This is a genomic window from Saccharopolyspora spinosa NRRL 18395, from assembly GCF_000194155.1.
GTDB lineage: Bacteria > Actinomycetota > Actinomycetes > Mycobacteriales > Pseudonocardiaceae > Saccharopolyspora > Saccharopolyspora spinosa.
Window position 1 is genome coordinate 115,211 of record NZ_GL877883.1, and the last position, 16,861, is coordinate 132,071.

The 16,861-nt window shown below is 66.2% G+C and carries 12 protein-coding genes and 3 rRNA genes; all 15 read right to left on the minus strand.

The features are described from left to right. Positions 1 to 17 precede the first annotated feature (17 nt). Positions 18 to 317 (minus strand): NADH-quinone oxidoreductase subunit NuoK, encoded by a 300-nt coding sequence (gene nuoK / locus SSPN_RS0138545; protein ID WP_010315547.1) that lies wholly within the window; start codon positions 315 to 317, stop codon positions 18 to 20. Further along, positions 314 to 1,264 carry an NADH-quinone oxidoreductase subunit J gene (locus tag SSPN_RS0138550; protein ID WP_010315549.1) on the minus strand — a complete coding sequence of 317 codons (951 nt, stop codon included), beginning with the start codon at positions 1,262 to 1,264 and terminating at the stop codon, positions 314 to 316. Before SSPN_RS0138550 ends, nuoK begins: the two co-directional genes overlap by 4 nt. Next, positions 1,261 to 1,827, minus strand: a complete 567-nt coding sequence (gene nuoI / locus SSPN_RS0138555; RefSeq protein ID WP_029536149.1) for an NADH-quinone oxidoreductase subunit NuoI — start codon at positions 1,825 to 1,827, stop codon at positions 1,261 to 1,263. Before nuoI ends, SSPN_RS0138550 begins: the two co-directional genes overlap by 4 nt. Next, the gene (gene nuoH / locus SSPN_RS0138560) at positions 1,814 to 3,115 is read right to left on the minus strand and encodes an NADH-quinone oxidoreductase subunit NuoH (protein WP_010315551.1); all 1,302 of its coding nucleotides are present in this window, start codon (positions 3,113 to 3,115) and stop codon (positions 1,814 to 1,816) included. The genes nuoI and nuoH overlap by 14 nt, the downstream gene beginning before the upstream one ends. Continuing rightward, complete coding sequence (locus tag SSPN_RS0138565) at positions 3,112 to 5,631, minus strand: NADH-quinone oxidoreductase subunit G (RefSeq protein WP_010315552.1); 2,520 nt, start codon at positions 5,629 to 5,631, stop codon at positions 3,112 to 3,114. Before SSPN_RS0138565 ends, nuoH begins: the two co-directional genes overlap by 4 nt. Further along, positions 5,628 to 6,944: an NADH-quinone oxidoreductase subunit NuoF gene (nuoF, locus tag SSPN_RS0138570; protein WP_010315553.1), complete on the minus strand. Its 1,317-nt coding sequence runs from the start codon at positions 6,942 to 6,944 to the stop codon at positions 5,628 to 5,630. Before nuoF ends, SSPN_RS0138565 begins: the two co-directional genes overlap by 4 nt. An 8-nt stretch (positions 6,945 to 6,952) precedes the next feature. After that, positions 6,953 to 7,726, minus strand: coding sequence for an NADH-quinone oxidoreductase subunit NuoE (gene nuoE / locus SSPN_RS0138575; RefSeq protein WP_010315554.1), 774 nt, complete (start codon positions 7,724 to 7,726; stop codon positions 6,953 to 6,955). Further along, the gene (locus tag SSPN_RS0138580; protein WP_029536151.1) at positions 7,723 to 9,078 is read right to left on the minus strand and encodes an NADH-quinone oxidoreductase subunit D; all 1,356 of its coding nucleotides are present in this window, start codon (positions 9,076 to 9,078) and stop codon (positions 7,723 to 7,725) included. The genes nuoE and SSPN_RS0138580 overlap by 4 nt, the downstream gene beginning before the upstream one ends. Before the next feature lie 83 nt (positions 9,079 to 9,161). Then, positions 9,162 to 9,845: an NADH-quinone oxidoreductase subunit C gene (locus tag SSPN_RS0138585; protein ID WP_010315556.1), complete on the minus strand. Its 684-nt coding sequence runs from the start codon at positions 9,843 to 9,845 to the stop codon at positions 9,162 to 9,164. Between the two features lie 36 nt (positions 9,846 to 9,881). Then, a complete protein-coding gene (locus SSPN_RS0138590) occupies positions 9,882 to 10,556 on the minus strand; it encodes a NuoB/complex I 20 kDa subunit family protein (RefSeq protein ID WP_010315557.1) in 675 nt (224 codons plus the stop codon). 72 nt (positions 10,557 to 10,628) lie between these two features. Continuing rightward, complete coding sequence (locus SSPN_RS0138595; RefSeq protein ID WP_044577159.1) at positions 10,629 to 11,039, minus strand: NADH-quinone oxidoreductase subunit A; 411 nt, start codon at positions 11,037 to 11,039, stop codon at positions 10,629 to 10,631. Between the two features lie 114 nt (positions 11,040 to 11,153). After that, positions 11,154 to 12,452, minus strand: a complete 1,299-nt coding sequence (locus SSPN_RS0138600) for a geranylgeranyl reductase family protein (protein WP_010315559.1) — start codon at positions 12,450 to 12,452, stop codon at positions 11,154 to 11,156. Between the two features lie 353 nt (positions 12,453 to 12,805). After that, positions 12,806 to 12,922, minus strand: a 5S ribosomal RNA gene (rrf, locus tag SSPN_RS0138605). A 424-nt stretch (positions 12,923 to 13,346) separates the two neighbouring features. Then, a 5S ribosomal RNA gene (rrf, locus tag SSPN_RS0138610) occupies positions 13,347 to 13,463 on the minus strand. A 175-nt stretch (positions 13,464 to 13,638) separates the two neighbouring features. Continuing rightward, positions 13,639 to 16,714 (minus strand): 23S ribosomal RNA (locus SSPN_RS0138615). Positions 16,715 to 16,861: the final 147 nt, after the last annotated feature.

A 16,861-nucleotide genomic window follows, 5' to 3' on the forward strand; every position in this document is an offset into this window, starting at 1 on the left:
CGTCACCACGCGCCCTCTCAGTACTTCAGCAGGTTGGCGTCATCGACCGAGGCCGAGCGACGCGTCCGGAAGATCGACATGATGATGGCCAGGCCGACCACCACCTCGGCCGCGGCGACCACCATCACGAAGAAGGCCATGACCTGCCCATGCACCGTCCCCTCGATGCGGGCGAAGGTCACCAGCGTCAGGTTGACCGCGTTGAGCATCAGCTCGATGCACATGAACACCACGATCGCGTTGCGGCGCACCAGGACCCCGACGGCACCGATGGTGAACAGCAACGCCGACAGCAGCAGGTAGTAGGTGGGCGTCACTGCCGGACCTCCTCGGAGGAGACGTGCTCGGACTCGTGGCCGTTGGTGCTGCCCGCCCCGTTGCCGTTGGCGTTCGGGAGGGCCGAGTTCTTCTGCTCGGGCGCCGAGGGGGTCTCCTCGTGGTGCCCGCCGGTCAACGCGTGCGGATCGGGCACCGGCTCCGTGCCGGCGACCGCGCGCCGCTCCTCGCCGAGCCGGTCCGCGGGCAGGTTCTCCAGCAGCTCCGACAGCGATTCCGGCGCCACCGATCCGTCCGGCAGCAGCGCCGGGACGGCGACGGAGTTAGCCGTCGCGTACACGCCGGGGCCGGGCAGCGGCGACGGGCGGTCGCCGCGGAACCGGGCGTTGGCCCGCTCCTTCTGGCTCAACCGCGGGCCGCGGCCCTTGCCGCCGTAGGCCAGCACCATCGCGCCCACCGCGGCGGTGATCAGCAGCGCCGAGGTCAGCTCGAACGGGAACAGGTAGTCGGTGAAGATCAGCCGCCCCAGGCCGCCCGCGCCGCCACCGGCCGGGGTCCACGGGTCCAGCAGCGCGGCGGGCTGCACGGCAGTCAGCGCCCGCGCCAGCCCGGAGACCAGCAGCACGGCGAGGCCTATGCCGCCGAGACCGGCCCACAGCCGCTGCCCGCGCAGCACCTCGACCACCGAGTCCGAGGAGTCGCGGCCGACCATCATCAGCACGAACAGGAACAGCATCATGATCGCGCCGGTGTAGACGATGATCTGGGTGAAGCCGAGGAACGGGGCGCTCTGCACCATGTAGAGCACGCCGAGACTCAGCATCGTCAGCGCCAGCCACAACGCGGAGTGGACCGCGTTGCGGGCGAACACCATGCCCAGCGCACCGACCAGCGCCAGCGGGCCGAGCACCCAGAAGACCACCGTCTCGCCGGTGCCCACCACGCCACTCGGCGCCTGCGCGAGGAACTGCGCCGCTTCGATGGTCATCTCCCGGCCTCCTCATGCCCGGACTCGACCGTCTCCTCCGCCGGGATCCCCCGCTGCCGGGCCAACTCGGGACCACGCACGTAGTAGTCCTGCTCGTCGTTGCCCAGCCGCATCGGGTGCGGCGGCTGCTCCATGCCGGGCAGCAGCGGCGCCAGCAGGTCCGCCTTGGTGTAGATCAGGTCCTGGCGGTTGTCGTCGGCGGTTTCGTACTCGTTGGTCATCGTCAGCGCGCGCGTCGGGCAGGCCTCGATGCACAACCCGCAGCCGATGCAGCGCAGGTAGTTGATCTGGTAGTCCGCGCCGTAGCGCTCACCGGGCGAGAACCGGGCCTCGTCGGTGTTGTCCCCGCCCTCCACGAAGATCGCGTCGGCCGGGCACGCCCAGGCGCACAGCTCGCAGCCGACGCACTTCTCCAGCCCGTCCGGGTGCCGGTTGAGCTGGTGGCGGCCGTGGAACCGGGGCGCCGGGATCTTCTTGACCTCGGGGTACTCCTCGGTGACGACCTTCTTGAACATGGTCGAGAAGGTGACGCCGAAGCCCTTGATCGGATCAAACATTCCCATGAGGCGCCTCCTCGCCTTCCGGACCCGCGACCTCGCCGGCACCGCTGCGCACCGGGGTGCGGCGCGGTGGGGTCTCGGGGACTTGCAGGTCCAGCGGCGGAACCGGGTAACCGCTGCCGGCCAGCGGGATCTCGTCGGCGTCCTTGGCCGGTTTGCGGTCCGGGATCAGGAACGTCGCCGCCAGCAGGATCGCGATCACGACGCCGCCGCCGATGAGGAACTGCTGCGAGGTGACCGCTTCCTCGTTGCGCAGCGCGCGGATCACGGTCACCGCGATGATCCACGCCAGGCTCAGCGGGACCAGGACCTTCCAGCCCAGGTTCATGAACTGGTCGTAGCGCAGGCGGGGCAGCGTGCCGCGCAGCCAGATGAAGAAGAACAGGAACGCCACCGTCTTGCCGAGGAACCACAGCACCGGCCACCAACCGGTGTTGAACACCCCGTCGCCGATCAGCGACAGCGGCCACGGCGCGTGCCAGCCGCCGAGGAACAGCGTCGTCGCCAGCGCCGAGACGGTGACCATGTTGATGTACTCGGCGAGGAAGAACAGCGCGAACTTCAGCGACGAGTACTCGGTGTGGAACCCGCCGACCAGCTCCGACTCCGCTTCTGGCAGGTCGAATGGCGCGCGGTTGGTCTCACCGACCATTGACACCACGTAGACGGCGAAGCTGAACGGCAGCAGCAGGAAGAACCAGCCGCCCGTCTGCGCCTCGACGATGCCCGAGGTGGACAGCGTGCCCGAGTACATGATCACCGCGACGAACGACAGGCCCATCGCGATCTCGTAGGAGATCACCTGCGCGGCCGAACGCAGCGAGCCGAGCAGCGGGTACGGCGAGCCGGAAGCCCAGCCCGCCAGCACGATGCCGTAGACGCCGATGGAGGCGCAGGCCAGCACGACCAGCAGGCCGACCGGCAGGTCCACCAGTTGCAGCGCGGTCCGCTCGCCGAAGATGGTGACCTCGGGGCCGATCGGGATCACCGAGAACGACACCAGCGCGGGCGCCGCCGAGATCACCGGGGCCAGGAAGTACACCCACTTGTCGGCCAGGACGGGCCGGATGTCCTCCTTGAACGCCAGCTTCAAGCCGTCCGCCAACGACTGCAGCAACCCGAATGGGCCCGCCCGGTTGGGGCCGGGCCGGTGCTGCATCCGGCCGATGACCCGGCGCTCCGCCCAGATCGTCAACAGCGTCATGACGACCAGGAAAACGAAGATCACCAGGACCTTCAGCAGGATCAGCCAGAGCGGATCGTCGGCGAGCAGTTCCGCGGTTCTGGTCATGCTCTCCCCCCGTCGAGGTGGGTGGTGCCGTGGCCATTGCCGGCCGCGGGAGGCATCGGCGTGGTGGCGGCGATGTCGACGAGCGCGCCGTGCCCGACGCCGAGGACGCGGTGCACCTCCGACGTGCCGGAGTCGGCGGGCAGCCACAGTGCACCGTCGGGCATCTCGGCGAACTCGACCGGCAGCACGACTGCGCCCTTGGCGGTGCGGACCTCGATGCGCTGGCCGTGGCCGAGGCCGATCTGCTGCGCGGTGCGCGGCGAGAGCACTGCGACAGTCCGCCGCGCGGTGCCCGCCAGGTTCGGCTCCTCGGCCTGCATCGACCCGTTGTCGAGCAGCTGCCGCCAGGTCGCCAGCACCGCTTGGTTCGCACCGATGGGTGGTGCCTGCCCGCCCGGTTCGTCCGGCGCAGGCAACCGGGCGCCGGTGTGCGGTCCGATGCGGTCCAGTTCGGCGCCTGCGGCGGCCGGGGTCTGGGTGAACAGGTCCGCGTCCATCTCCACCGCGAGCGTGTCGAGCACCCGGCAGTCCGGCAGGGCCCCGGTGCCCTCGATGGTGGTGCGGAATTCGCGGCGGCGGCCTTCCCAGTTCAGGTAGCTACCGGCCTTCTCGACGCTCGGCGCGATGGGCAGCACCACGTCGGCGTGCTTGGTGGCGGCGCTGGGCCGCAGCTCCAGGCTGACCACGAAGTCCGCGCGGTGCAGGGCCTTCTCGGCCAGCGCCGGGTCGGGCAGGTCGTTCGGGTCGACGCCGCCGACGACCAGGCCGGACAGCTCTCCGGCCGCGGCGGCGGCGAGGATCCCGGTGAGGTCGCGACCGGCCGTCGTGGGAAGCGCGCCGGAGGCCAGCCCCCAGGACTGCTCGATCTCGGCGCGGGCGGCCGCATCGGCGACCGGTCGGCCGCCGGGCAGCAGCGTCGGCAGCGCGCCGACCTCGATCGCCCCGCGCTCCCCGGCCCGCCGGGGGATCCAGGCGACCCGGGCTCCGGTCCGCTGCGCGGCGCGCAGGACCTCGGAGTACAGCCCCGGAATCTCCGCCGCGCGCTCACCGACGATCAGTACCGCGCCCGGCTGCTGCAGCGCGTTCTCCGCATCGGACGGGAGTTCGCGCAGGAGCAGGGGCTCATCGCCCGGCATGCACGGGATCAGTGCGCCGGTCCGGACCGGGCCACCGTCGTGCACGATGACCGTGGTCTTCTCCACGCCCGGCGAGGCCCACGGCCCCACGTGGAACACCTTGGTCTTTCCATCGCGGGCCGCTTTCCGCAGCCGCAGGAAGACGATCGGCGATTCCTCCTCCGGCTCGAAGGCCACGCACAGCACCGCGGGCGCGGACTCCAGCTCCCGGTAGGTGACTCCGGTCCCCGGCGTCACACCCACCACAGTGGACTCCAGGAACCGCAGCTCCTCCTCCGAGTGCGGCCGCGACCGGTAGTCGATGTCGTTGGTGCGCAAAGCGATCCGGGCGAACTTCGAGTACGCGTAGGCGTCCTCGACGGTCAACCGGCCGCCGGGCAGCACCCCGACGCCGTCCGCGTCACGGGCGGCGGCCAGCCCCTTCGCGGCGGTCTGCAACGCCTCGGTCCACGACGCGGGCCGCAGCTCGCCGTTCTCGCGGATCAGCGGCCGGGTGATCCGGTCGTTGGCGGTGGCGTAGCGGAACGCGAACCGGCCCTTGTCGCAGATCCACTCCTCGTTGACCTCCGGGTCGTCCCCGGCCAGCCGCCGCATCACCTTGCCGCGCCGCCAGTCGTTGCGGATCTCGCAGCCGGACGCGCAGTGCTCGCACTGGCCGGGCGTCGACACCAGGTCGAACGGCCGGGACCGGAACCGGTAGGCCGCGCTGGTCAGCGCCCCGACCGGGCAGATCTGGATGGTGTTGCCGGAGAAGTACGACTGGAACGGCTGCTGCTCGCCGATGCCGATCTGCTGCATCGCCCCGCGCTCCAGCAGCTCGATGAACGGATCCCCGGCCACCTGCTTGGAGAACCGGGTGCAGCGCTGGCAGAGCACGCAGCGCTCCCGGTCCAGCAGCACCTGCGAGGAGATCGGCACCGGCTTGACGAAGGTCCGCTTCGCGTCGTGGAAGCGGGACTCGGCGCGGCCGTGCTTCAACGCCTGGTTCTGCAGCGGGCACTCGCCGCCCTTGTCGCAGATCGGGCAGTCCAGCGGATGGTTGATCAGCAGCAGTTCCATCACGCCCTGCTGCGCCTTGTCCGCCACCGGCGAGGTCCGCTGCGTCTTGACCACCATGCCGTCGGCGACGGTCATGGTGCAGGACGCCTGCGGCTTGGGCATCGGCCGCCCGCCCATCTCGACCTCGACCAGGCACTGCCGGCAGGCCCCGGCCGGGTCCAGCAGCGGATGGTCGCAGAACCGCGGGATGGTGATGCCCATCCGCTCCGCGGTGCGGATCAGCAGCTCGCCCTTGGGCGCCACGACCTCGATGCCGTCGATGGTCAGGCGGACGTAACCCTCCGGTACCGGACGGGCTTCTGCTTCTGGTGCCACCGTCATCGGGCCGCTCCTACCAGTGCGGACTCGCCGGTCTTGTTCTTCTCACACAGCGCGAGGAACTCCTCGCGGAAGTACTTGATGCCGCTGACGATCGGGCTCACAGCGCCGTCACCGAGGGCGCAGAACGAGCGGCCGAAGATGTTGTCGCAGACGTCCAGGAGGGTGTCGATGTCCTCCTCGGTGCCGCGCCCGTCGACCATCCGCTCCAGCACCTGCGCCAGCCAGTAGGTGCCCTCCCGGCACGGCGTGCACTTGCCGCATGACTCATGCTCGTAGAACTGGGTCCACTTCATCACGGCCCACGGCACCGAAACGGTCTCGTTGAACACCATCACCGCGGTCGTGCCCAGCATCGACCCGGCCTCGGCCGCGCCCTCGAAGTCCAGCGGCACGTCCAGGTGCTCGGCGGTGAACATCGGGGTCGACGAGCCGCCTGGCGTCCAGAACTTCAGCGGGATGCCGTCCTTCATGCCGCCCGCGAGCTCCAGCAGCTCGCGCAGCGTGGTGCCCAGCGGGGCCTCGTACTGGCCGGGCCGCTCGACGTGCCCGGAGATCGAGTAGATCTTCGGGCCGGGCGACTTCTCGGTGCCCATCTTGCGGAACCACTCGGCGCCGCCGTTGACGATGAACGGCACCGAGGCGATCGTCTCGACGTTGTTGACCGTGGTCGGGCAGGCGTAGAGCCCGGCCGCGGCCGGGAACGGTGGCTTCAGCCGCGGCTGCCCGCGCTTGCCCTCCAGCGAGTCGAGCAGCGCGGTCTCCTCACCGCAGATGTAGGCACCCGCGCCGGCGTGCACCACGATGTCCAGGTCGAAGCCGGAATCGAGGATGTTCTTGCCGAGGTAGCCGGCCTGGTAGGCCTCGCGGACCGCGTTGTTCAACCGCCGGATGGGGTGCAGTGCCTCGCCGCGCACGTAGATCATGCAGTGGTTGGCGCGCATCGCGTAGCTGGCGATGATGCAGCCCTCGATCAGCGAGTGCGGGTCCGCCATCATCAGCGGGATGTCCTTGCAAGTCCCCGGCTCGCCCTCGTCGGCGTTGATGACCAGGTAGTGCGGCTTGACCGGGTCCTTGGGCATGAAGCTCCACTTCACCCCGGCCGGGAATCCGGCGCCGCCGCGACCTCGCAGCCCGGCGGCCTTGACCAGCTCGATGAGCTGGTCGGGGTGGGCCTTGAGCGCCTTTCGCAGCGCGGTGTAGCCCTCCAGCTGCTCGTAGGTGCGCAGCGTCCAGGAGGTCGGCGACAGCCACCGCTTCGTCAGTACCGGGGTCACCGGGCTGGTGCTGGGCTGGCTGTTGGTGGATTGGGTCATGGCCACCCTCACTTCTTCTCCGGCAGCGGCGGCATTTCCACGTCGTCGGGCATGCTCGGCGCGGTCCAGCCGCGCTCGTTGGCCAGCTGCGCGCCGCGCACCGTCTCGACCGCGGCCGAAGTTCCGGCCACAGTGGACTCCAGGTCGTCGAAGAAACCGGCCAGCTGGCGCTCGGCACCGCGGAAGTCGGACAGCGCGGGCCCCCGCGTCGGGGCCGGTTTCTCCCCGCGCTGCAACGCCTTCACGAGTTCCAGCGCCTGCTCGGGCGTCTGGTTGTCGTAGTACTCGTAGTTGACCTGCAGCACCGGGGCGAGGTCGCACGCGGCCAGGCATTCGGCGTGCTCCAGCGTGATCGAGCCCTCTTCGCCCGGCGTACCGGCCGTCTCGTCGTGCCCGACGCCGAGGTGCTCGCCGACCTTCCGGTAGATCTCGTCGCCGCCGAGGGCCGCGCACATCGTGTTGGTGCAGACGCTCACCAGGTGCTGGCCACAGGGCCTGCGCTTGTACATGGTGTAGAACGTCGCGACCGCGCTGACCTCCGCAGTGGACAGTGCCAGCTGCTCGGCACAGAACTGGATGCCCTCGGCGCTGACGCAACCCTGCACGGACTGCACCAGGTGCAGCATCGGCAGCAGCGCCGACCGGGACTCCGGGTACCGCGCGATGATCTGCTTCGCGTCGGCCCGCACGTCCTCGCCGAACACCGAGGTGTCGCCATTAATAGACACTGCCTCGTGGTCAGTTTGTTCTTTGTTCGTGGTGAACTCGAACTGCTCGGTCATCGATCCACCCCGCCCATCACCGGGTCGATGGAGGCGACCGCCGCGATCACGTCGGCCACCAGTCCGCCTTCGCACATCGCGGGCATCGCCTGCAGGTTCACGAAACTGGGTTCCCGCACGTGTACCCGCATCGGCCGGGTGCCGCCGTCGGAGACCACGTGGTAGCCGAGCTCGCCGCGCGGCGACTCGATCGGCACGTACACCTGGCCGGGCGGCACGTCGAAGCCCTCGGTCACCAGCTTGAAGTGGTGGATCAGCGATTCCATCGACTGGCCCATGATCTTGCGGACGTGCTCCAGCGAGTTGCCCATGCCGTCCGGGCCGATGCTCAGCTTCGCCGGCCAGGCGATCTTCTTGTCCTCCACCATGTGCGGGCCGGGCTCGAACTTGTCCAAGCACTGCCGGATGATCTTCAGTGACTGGTGGATCTCCTCCAGCCGCAGGAAGTACCGGGCGTAGCAGTCGGCGTCGGTGCTGGTGGGCACCTCGAACTCGTACTCCTCGTAGCCGCAGTACGGCTGGATCTTCCGCAGGTCCCAGGCAAGCCCGGCGGCGCGCAGCAGCGGGCCGGTGATGCCGAGCTGCATGCAGCCGTCCAGCGGCAGGTAGCCGACGTCCTTCAACCGCTGCTTCCAGATCGGCTGGCCGGTGAACAGCTTGTCGTAGTCCGGCAGCCGCGAGTCCATGACCTTGACGAAGTTCAGGATCTTCTCCCGGTAGTCCACCGGGAGGTCCTGGGCGACGCCACCGGGCCGGATGAACGCGTGGTTCATCCGCAGGCCGGTCAGGTACTCCAGCAGGTGCAGGACCTCTTCGCGCTCGCGGAAGCCGTAGGTCATGCCGGTGGTGGCGCCGAGCTCCATCGCGCCGGTCGCCAGGAACACCAGGTGCGAGGAGATCCGGTTGAGCTCCATCAGCAGCACCCGGAACACCTGCGCCCGCCGCGGCGCTTCGATGCCCAGCAGCTTCTCCACCGCCATGCAGTAGGCGGCCTCGTTGTGCAGCGGCGCCAGGTAGTCCATCCGCGTCACGAAGGTGACGCCCTGCGTCCAGGTGCGGTACTCGGTGTTCTTCTCGATGCCGGTGTGCAGGTAGCCGATCACCGAGCGGGCCTTGGTGACCGTCTCGCCTTCGAGCTCCAGCACCAGCCGCAGCACGCCGTGGGTCGACGGGTGCTGCGGGCCGAGGTTGATGACGACCCGCTCTTCGCCGGACGTCTCGTCGATGAACTCGTCCCAGTCGCCGCCGGTGACGGTGTAGACCCGGCCCTCGGTGGTCTCCCGCGACCGCGCCTCGCCCGGGTGGTCTTGCGGGTCGCCGAAGCCGGTGTCGGCCAGTGGTTCGGTAGTCATCTCCAGCACCTCTCCGCAGTGTGCTGCGGTCCTCGGATCGCAATTTCAATGGAAATCGGACCTCTGACCTCGCCGCGCGGCTATCACGAGTACGCCCTGCGCTGGTCTGGCGGCGGGATCTCGGCGCCCTTGTACTCCACCGGGATCCCGCCGAGCGGGTAGTCCTTGCGCTGCGGGTGGCCGTCCCAGTCGTCCGGCATCAGGATCCGGGTCAGCGCCGGGTGCCCGTCGTAGACGATGCCGAACATGTCCCAGGTCTCGCGTTCCTGGAAGTCGGCGGTCGGGTACACCGGCACCACCGAAGGCAGGTGCGGATCGTCGACCTCCAGCACGACCTCCAGCCGGATCCGGCGCCGGTAGGTCATCGACGTCAGGTGGTAGACCGAGTGCAGCCGCTGCGGGACCTCCGGACCGTAGTCCACACCGGACACCGAGCTGCACAGCTCGAAGCGCAGCGCCGGGTCGTCCCGCAGCGTCCGGCAGACCTCCAGCAGGTGGTCGCGGTGCACGTAGAAGGTGATCTCCCCGCGATCGACGGTCACCTGTTGCACGGTGTCCGCAGGCAGGCCCTGCTCGTGCAGCGCGGCGAAGAGGTTGTCGGCGACCTCGTCGAACCAACCTCCGTACGGGCGCTCCGCGGCGGGCGGCACGTAGGCCGGCAGCCGCAGGCCGCCGTAGCCGGAGGTGTCGCCGGTGCCGCGAACCCCGAACATGCCCCGGCGGGCGCGACCGGAGACCGGCGCGGACTCCTCCCGGACAGGCTCCACCGCCCGGGACTGGGATTCATTGTCTGCCAACCGAACTCACCTGCCCGCTTTGAGCTCGCGGGGGCGCTTCGGCGCTGGGTCCAGCGCCCCCAACGACGGATCGGAACCCAATTCGCGGCGCTGCGCGGCCTGCTGCCGCTCGGCCCGGCGCCGCTGCGCCCAGTTCTTCGGCGCGTACCGCTCGGAGGACGGGATCATCGGGGTGCGCTCGCCGCTCTCCAGCTTCAGCTGCGCGCGCTTCGCGTTGATCGGCTCGTCCATGATCTTGGCGTGCAGCTTGAGGATCGCGTCCAGCAGCATCTCCGGCCGCGGCGGGCAGCCCGGCAGGTACATGTCCACCGGCACCACGTGGTCCACGCCCTGCACGACCGCGTAGTTGTTGAACATGCCCCCGCTGGAGGCGCACACGCCCATCGCCAGCACCCAGCGCGGTTCCGGCATCTGGTCGTAGATCTGCCGCAGCACCGGCGCCATCTTGTTGGTGACCCGGCCCGCGACGATCATCAGGTCGGCCTGTCGGGGTGTGGCGGAGAACCGCTCCATGCCGAAGCGCGCGATGTCGTAGCGGGAACCGCCGACGGTCATCATCTCGATCGCGCAGCAGGCCAACCCGAACGTCGCCGGCCACATCGAGGCCTTCCGGGTCCAGTTGACGAGCTTTTCAACGTTTGCCAACAGGATGCCGTTGGGCAGCTGCTCTTCGAGCCCCATCTCCGGCACTCCTTCCCGCTTCGTTGCGGCTAGTTCTTCCGAAAGTCGTGGGCCGACCCGCTCGGGCGTTCCCTAGTTCCAGTCCAGGCCGCCTCTTCGCCAGACGTAGACGTAGGCGAAACCGACGGTCGCGATGAAGAGCACGATCTCGACCACGCCGAACAGGCCGAGGGCGTCCGCGGACACCGCGAACGGGTAGAGGAAGACCATCTCGATGTCGAACAGGATGAACAACATCGCGGTCAGGTAGTAGGCGACCGGCATCCGGCCGCCGCCGATCACCGGCTGCGGCGACGGCTCGATGCCGCACTCGTAGGCGTCGAGCTTCGCCTTGTTGTACCGGCGGGGACCGACCAGTGGCGCGATCGCGACTGAGAACACCGCGAACGCGAGCGCCAGCGCGAACAACAACACCAGCGGGACGTAGGGATCAAGCACTCCGCTGCCCTCCTTCGGCGGCCCCCGCCGAGACGCAGAACACATCTACGGCTTCGGTTGCGCACTCTATGCGGTTGCCCGCATCGACTCCGTAGTGAGGCGAACCTAACTTTGAGACGTCCGGCACACTGTTCGGGACATCTGACCAGACTCGCGCCATCAAGCGCTAGGGGTCAGCCGAGTAGTGGTGCTGATCACACGGTCCATAGCGTCGCCACCCTTCTCGTCGTAGAGATTTGCCAACAGTTTCAACACGAAACGCATCAGCGTGGCCCTCGGTAGACCATGCTTAGTGGCCATCCGCATGACGGCGGGATTGCCAATCAACTTGCTGAAGATGTTGCCCATCCGGAAGTAGCCGCCGAGCGCCTGCTGCACCGCGGTCGGGTACCGCCGCAGCGCCTGCTCCCGCGAAAATCCAGTCGGTCGGGCGAGCGCATGCACCACGCATTCCGCTGCCAGCGCGGCGGATTCCATCGCGTAGGCGATGCCTTCGCCGTTGAACGGGTTGACCATCCCGCCGGCGTCGCCGACCAGCAGCAGGCCGTTGCGGTAGTGCGGCATCCGGTTGAAGCCCATCGGCAGCGCCGCGCCGCCGATCCGGCCGGTGGCGTTCTCCTCCCGGAAACCCCACTCCTCCGGGGTTCCGTCCAACCAGGAACGCATCAGCTGGCGGTAGTCCGTCTTGCCGTAGGCCTTGGAGGTGGACAGGATGCCGAGCCCGACGTTGACGGTGCCGTCGCCCATCCCGAAGATCCAGCCGTACCCCGGCAGCAATTTCGGTCCGTCGCGGTTCGAACGGTCCCACAGCTCCAGGTGGGACTCCAGGAAGTCGTCCTTGGTGCGCGGGCTGGTGTAGTACCGGCGCACCGCGACGCCCATCGGCCGGTCGTCGCGCTTCTCGATGCCCACCGACAGCGCCAACCGAGCCGATACCCCGTCGCAGGCCAGCACCAACGGCGCACGGTACGTGACTGGCACGCGCTCCGGCCCGGTCTTGGCCTCGACCCCGGTTATCCGGCCGGTTCGCTCGTCGGTGACCGCGCCGGTCACCGTGGTCTGCTGCAGCAGGCGAGCCCCGGCGCGCTGGGCGTTGCGGGCGAGCAGGTCGTCGAAGTCGTTGCGGGGGCGGACCACGCCGTAGGGCGGGAAGTCGGCCAGGCTCGGCCAGTCCAGTTCCATCCGCACGCCGCCGCCGACGACGCGCAGACCCCGGTTGTGCAACCATCCCGCTTCCTCGCGGGTGTCGATGCCCAGGTCGATGAGCTGCTTGACGCCCCTCGGGGTGATGCCGTCGCCGCAGACCTTCTCCCGCGGGAAGACGCTCTTTTCGAGAAGCAGGACGTCCAGGCCGGCGCGGGCCAGGTACGTCGCAGCCGTCGATCCGGCTGGCCCGGCTCCGACGACGATCACCTCGGCGTCTTCGTCCGGTCGGCGGCGGCTGGTGGCGCTGGTCATGACACTCCTTGGTCCGGTGCAGTGCGCGGCGCGGCCCGCTCGTCCCGGTGGACCGCCCCAGGGAACCCGCTTGTGAACGAGTTCACTAACTCCCGAGTCTAAGCCGGACGAACCTCGCGATCGAGCCCTCGAACTACGCCACCCGAGTGACCACCACCGCAGGTGGCAGCCGCTGGCTGCGCCGATCGGAGGAGTCCCGTCCCCTGGTGGCCGAAGGAGCCGACGGTGCCCGCCTCGCGGCCCGGTTACTTCTCGTCGGCCGCCATGCGGGGGATTTCCGGGATGCAGAAATGGGGAGAGCCCCTCTTTCCTTCCGGTTCCGGAAGGAAAGAGGGGCTCTCCCTCAAATAGTGTGTCGGCGGTGTCTTACTCTCCCACACCCTGTCGAGTGCAGTACCATCAGCGCTGGGGAGCTTAGCTACCGGGTTCGGAATGGGACCGGGCGGACCCTCCCCGCCATCGCCACCGACAAGGAGCATTTCCTCTTCGCTTTCTTGTGTCACCGACTTTAGACCATCGTGTTTTCCGCTGTCAAACCGGGGGGGCTCGTTTCCGATCCGACCCAATTCGTTATCTTCGGAAAACCATTCGGTCTTCAGTTTTCAACACGCGCAAGCGTTTCACTTTATCAAGTCTTACCGTTTTCAGGCCCGCCCACTCTACCACTCATTCGTGAGAGCTTGGTTCGCGGGACCCGCATCAGGCCCGGCCCGGTTTTCCCGGCCCGTGTCGCGCTGACTTGGAATAAGTTACACGGCCCCGAAACACCCCCAACAACCACCCCCCACAAAAGGTGAAAACGCCAGGTCAGAGACGATTTTGGGGCGTCGCGCCGCCGCCCGTGTCCGCCGCCCCGATCGATCGGAATGGAAGAAGGGGCCCCTTCAAATAGTGTGTCGGCGGTGTCTTACTCTCCCACACCCTGTCGAGTGCAGTACCATCAGCGCTGGGGAGCTTAGCTACCGGGTTCGGAATGGGACCGGGCGGACCCTCCCCGCCATCGCCACCGACAACCCTCACCCCACCCAAACCGGGCAGGAAAATTCAAGGAGTCGATAACCGACAAGCAGTCATCTGTAATTATCAAAGGGTTCTGGTTGTTGTCCCAGAACCGTATAGTGGGTGCGTTATCAAAAGGGTTCTGGTTGTTGTCCCAGAACCGTATAGTGGGTGCGTAGCAATCTTTGTGAGCAAGTCCTCGGCCTATCAGCACCAGTCAACTCCACACGTTACCGTGCTTCCATATCTGGCCTGTCAACCCAATCATCTCTTGGGGGCCTTAACCCACAAACGGGTGGGAGACCTCATCTAGGAACAGGCTTCCCGCTTAGATGCTTTCAGCGGTTATCCCTCCCGAACATAGCCAACCAGCCACGCTCTTGGCAGAACGACTGGCACACCAGAGGTTCGTCCGTCCCGGTCCTCTCGTACTAGGGACAGCCTTCCGCAAGTCTCCTACGCGCGCGGCGGATAGGGACCGAACTGTCTCACGACGTTCTAAACCCAGCTCGCGTGCCGCTTTAATGGGCGAACAGCCCAACCCTTGGGACCAACTCCAGCCCCAGGATGCGACGAGCCGACATCGAGGTGCCAAACCATGCCGTCGATATGGACTCTTGGGCAAGATCAGCCTGTTATCCCCGGGGTACCTTTTATCCGTTGAGCGACACCGCTTCCACCAGCCAGTGCCGGATCACTAGTCCCTGCTTTCGCACCTGCTCGACCCGTCAGTCTCACAGTCAAGCTCCCTTATACACTTACACTCAACACCTGATTGCCAACCAGGCTGAGGGAACCTTTGGGCGCCTCCGTTACTCTTTAGGAGGCAACCGCCCCAGTTAAACTACCCACCAGGCACTGTCCCCGATCCGGATCACGGACCCGAGTTAGATGCCCGGAACGACCAGAGTGGTATTTCACCAGCGACTCCACACCCACTAGCGTGAATGCTTCACAGTCTCCCACCTATCCTACACAAGCCGAACCAAACACCAATACCAAGCTATAGTAAAGGTCCCGGGGTCTTTCCGTCCTGCCGCGCGAAACGAGCATCTTTACTCGTACTGCAATTTCACCGGGCCTGTGGTCGAGACAGCGGAGAAGTCGTTACGCCATTCGTGCAGGTCGGAACTTACCCGACAAGGAATTTCGCTACCTTAGGATGGTTATAGTTACCACCGCCGTTTACTGGCGCTTAAATTCTCCGCTACACCCTTACGGGTTCACGGGTCCTCTTAACGTTCCAGCACCGGGCAGGCGTCAGTCCATATACATCGCCTTACGGCTTCGCATGGACCTGTGTTTTTAGTAAACAGTCGCTTCTCCCTGGCCTCTGCGACCACCACCAGCTCCCACCGCAAGGATGTTCACCAGCAGTGGCCCCCCTTCTCCCAAAGTTACGGGGGCAATTTGCCGAGTTCCTTAACCACAGTTCACCCGACCGCCTCGGTATTCTCTACCTGACCACCTGTGTCGGTTTCGGGTACGGGCCGTGAAGACACTCGCTAGAGGCTTTTCTCGACAGCATGGGATCACTCACATCGCCACAACGGCTACGCATCACCCCTCACCCTATATGGCATGCGGATTTACCTACACACCGGGCTACAGGCTTACACCAGTACTACCACTCACTGGCAGAGCTACCCTCCTGCGTCACCCCATCACTTAACTACCGCCCCATCAGGTCCCATGCCAGCACGCATCTCACCCGAAGGATCAACACACACCAGGATGGTTAGTATCAAAGGTTTCGCTATGGACGCATCAACACGGGTACGGGAATATCAACCCGTTATCCATCGACTACGCCTGTCGGCCTCGCCTTAGGCCCCGACTCACCCTGGGCGGACGAACCTTCCCCAGGAACCCTTGGTCATCCGGCGGCAGAGATTCTCACTCTGCACTCGCTACTCATGCCTGCATTCTCACTCCCACACACTCCACACCAGGATCACTCCGGCGCTTCACCGCATGCAGGACGCTCCCCTACCCATCCGTGTCTTACAACACGTATGGCATGGCTTCGGCGGTGCGCTTCAGCCCCGCTACATTGTCGGCGCAGGACCACTTGACCAGTGAGCTATTACGCACTCTTTCAAGGATGGCTGCTTCTAAGCCAACCTCCTGGTTGTCTCGGCGATCCCACATCCTTTCCCACTAAGCGCACACTTAGGGGCCTTAGCCGATGCTCTGGGCTGTTTCCCTCTCGACGACGAAGCTTCTCCCCCGCCGTCTCACTGCCACGCTCACACTCAGGCGTATTCGGAGTTTGGCTGATCTCAGTAACCCGCGAAGGCCCATCAACCAACCAGTGCTCTACCCCACCCAAGCAACACGCAACGCTGCACCTAAATGCATTTCGGGGAGAACCAGCTATCACGGAGTTTGATTGGCCTTTCACCCCTACCCACAACTCATCCCCCAGGTTTTCAACCCTGGTGGGTTCGGGCCTCCACACGGTCTTACCCGCGCTTCACCCTGGCCATGGGTAGATCACTCCGCTTCGGGTCTACACCACGCGACTCACACGCCCTATTCAGACTCGCTTTCGCTCCGGCTACCCCACACACGGGTTAACCTCGCCACGCAGCAGTAACTCGCAGGCTCATTCTTCAAAAGGCACGCCATCACCCCAAAAGGCTCTGACGGTTTGCAGGCACACGGTTTCAGGAACTCTTTCACTCCCCTCCCGGGGTACTTTTCACCATTCCCTCACGGTACTATCCACTATCGGTCACCAGGAAGTATTTAGGCTTAGCGAGTGGTCCCGCCAGATTCACAGCACCCTCCACGAAAGCGCTGCTACTCGGGAACACCACCACACGCACCAATCGCATTTTCGCCTACGGGACTCTCACCCACTCCGGCCAGGCATCCCAACCTGTTCGACTAACACGACCAGCAACGCTGAAGACCCAGTAGCGTCTTCCAGCAGCGTCCCACAACCCCGCACACGCAACCCCTACCAGGTATCCCACGCGCACGGTTTAGCCTCCTCCGCTTTCGCTCGCCACTACTCACGGAATCACCAGTGTTTTCTCTTCCTGCGGGTACTAAGATGTTTCACTTCCCCGCGTTCCCCCCAACACCCTATATATTCAGGCGCTGGTAACCCGACATCACTCGGGCTGGGTTACCCCATTCGGACACCCTCGGATCACAGCTCGGTTGACAACTCCCCGAGGACTATCGCAGTCTCCCACGTCCTTCATCGGCTCCTGGTACCAAGGCATCCACCATGTGCCCTACACAACTTGGCCACAAAGATGCTCGCACCCACTATACAGTTCTCAAACAACAACCACACCACAAGAAAACACCCACACACCACAACCGGTGTGCAGCGTGTTCCCTCAGACACCCAACAGCGGACCGCCTTACAAAAGTTAGTGTGTTCCACAATCCAT

Coding starts and splice junctions, on each gene's coding strand:
- nuoF (WP_010315553.1), bottom strand. CDS start 6,944: ATGACCCAATCCACCAACAGCCAGCCCAGCACCAGCCCGGTGACCCCG.
- nuoI (WP_029536149.1), bottom strand. CDS start 1,827: ATGGGAATGTTTGATCCGATCAAGGGCTTCGGCGTCACCTTCTCGACC.
- SSPN_RS0138600 (WP_010315559.1), bottom strand. CDS start 12,452: ATGACCAGCGCCACCAGCCGCCGCCGACCGGACGAAGACGCCGAGGTG.
- nuoE (WP_010315554.1), bottom strand. CDS start 7,726: ATGACCGAGCAGTTCGAGTTCACCACGAACAAAGAACAAACTGACCAC.
- SSPN_RS0138595 (WP_044577159.1), bottom strand. CDS start 11,039: ATGTGTTCTGCGTCTCGGCGGGGGCCGCCGAAGGAGGGCAGCGGAGTG.
- SSPN_RS0138565 (WP_010315552.1), bottom strand. CDS start 5,631: ATGACGGTGGCACCAGAAGCAGAAGCCCGTCCGGTACCGGAGGGTTAC.
- SSPN_RS0138590 (WP_010315557.1), bottom strand. CDS start 10,556: ATGGGGCTCGAAGAGCAGCTGCCCAACGGCATCCTGTTGGCAAACGTT.
- SSPN_RS0138550 (WP_010315549.1), bottom strand. CDS start 1,264: ATGACCATCGAAGCGGCGCAGTTCCTCGCGCAGGCGCCGAGTGGCGTG.
- nuoH (WP_010315551.1), bottom strand. CDS start 3,115: ATGACCAGAACCGCGGAACTGCTCGCCGACGATCCGCTCTGGCTGATC.
- SSPN_RS0138580 (WP_029536151.1), bottom strand. CDS start 9,078: ATGACTACCGAACCACTGGCCGACACCGGCTTCGGCGACCCGCAAGAC.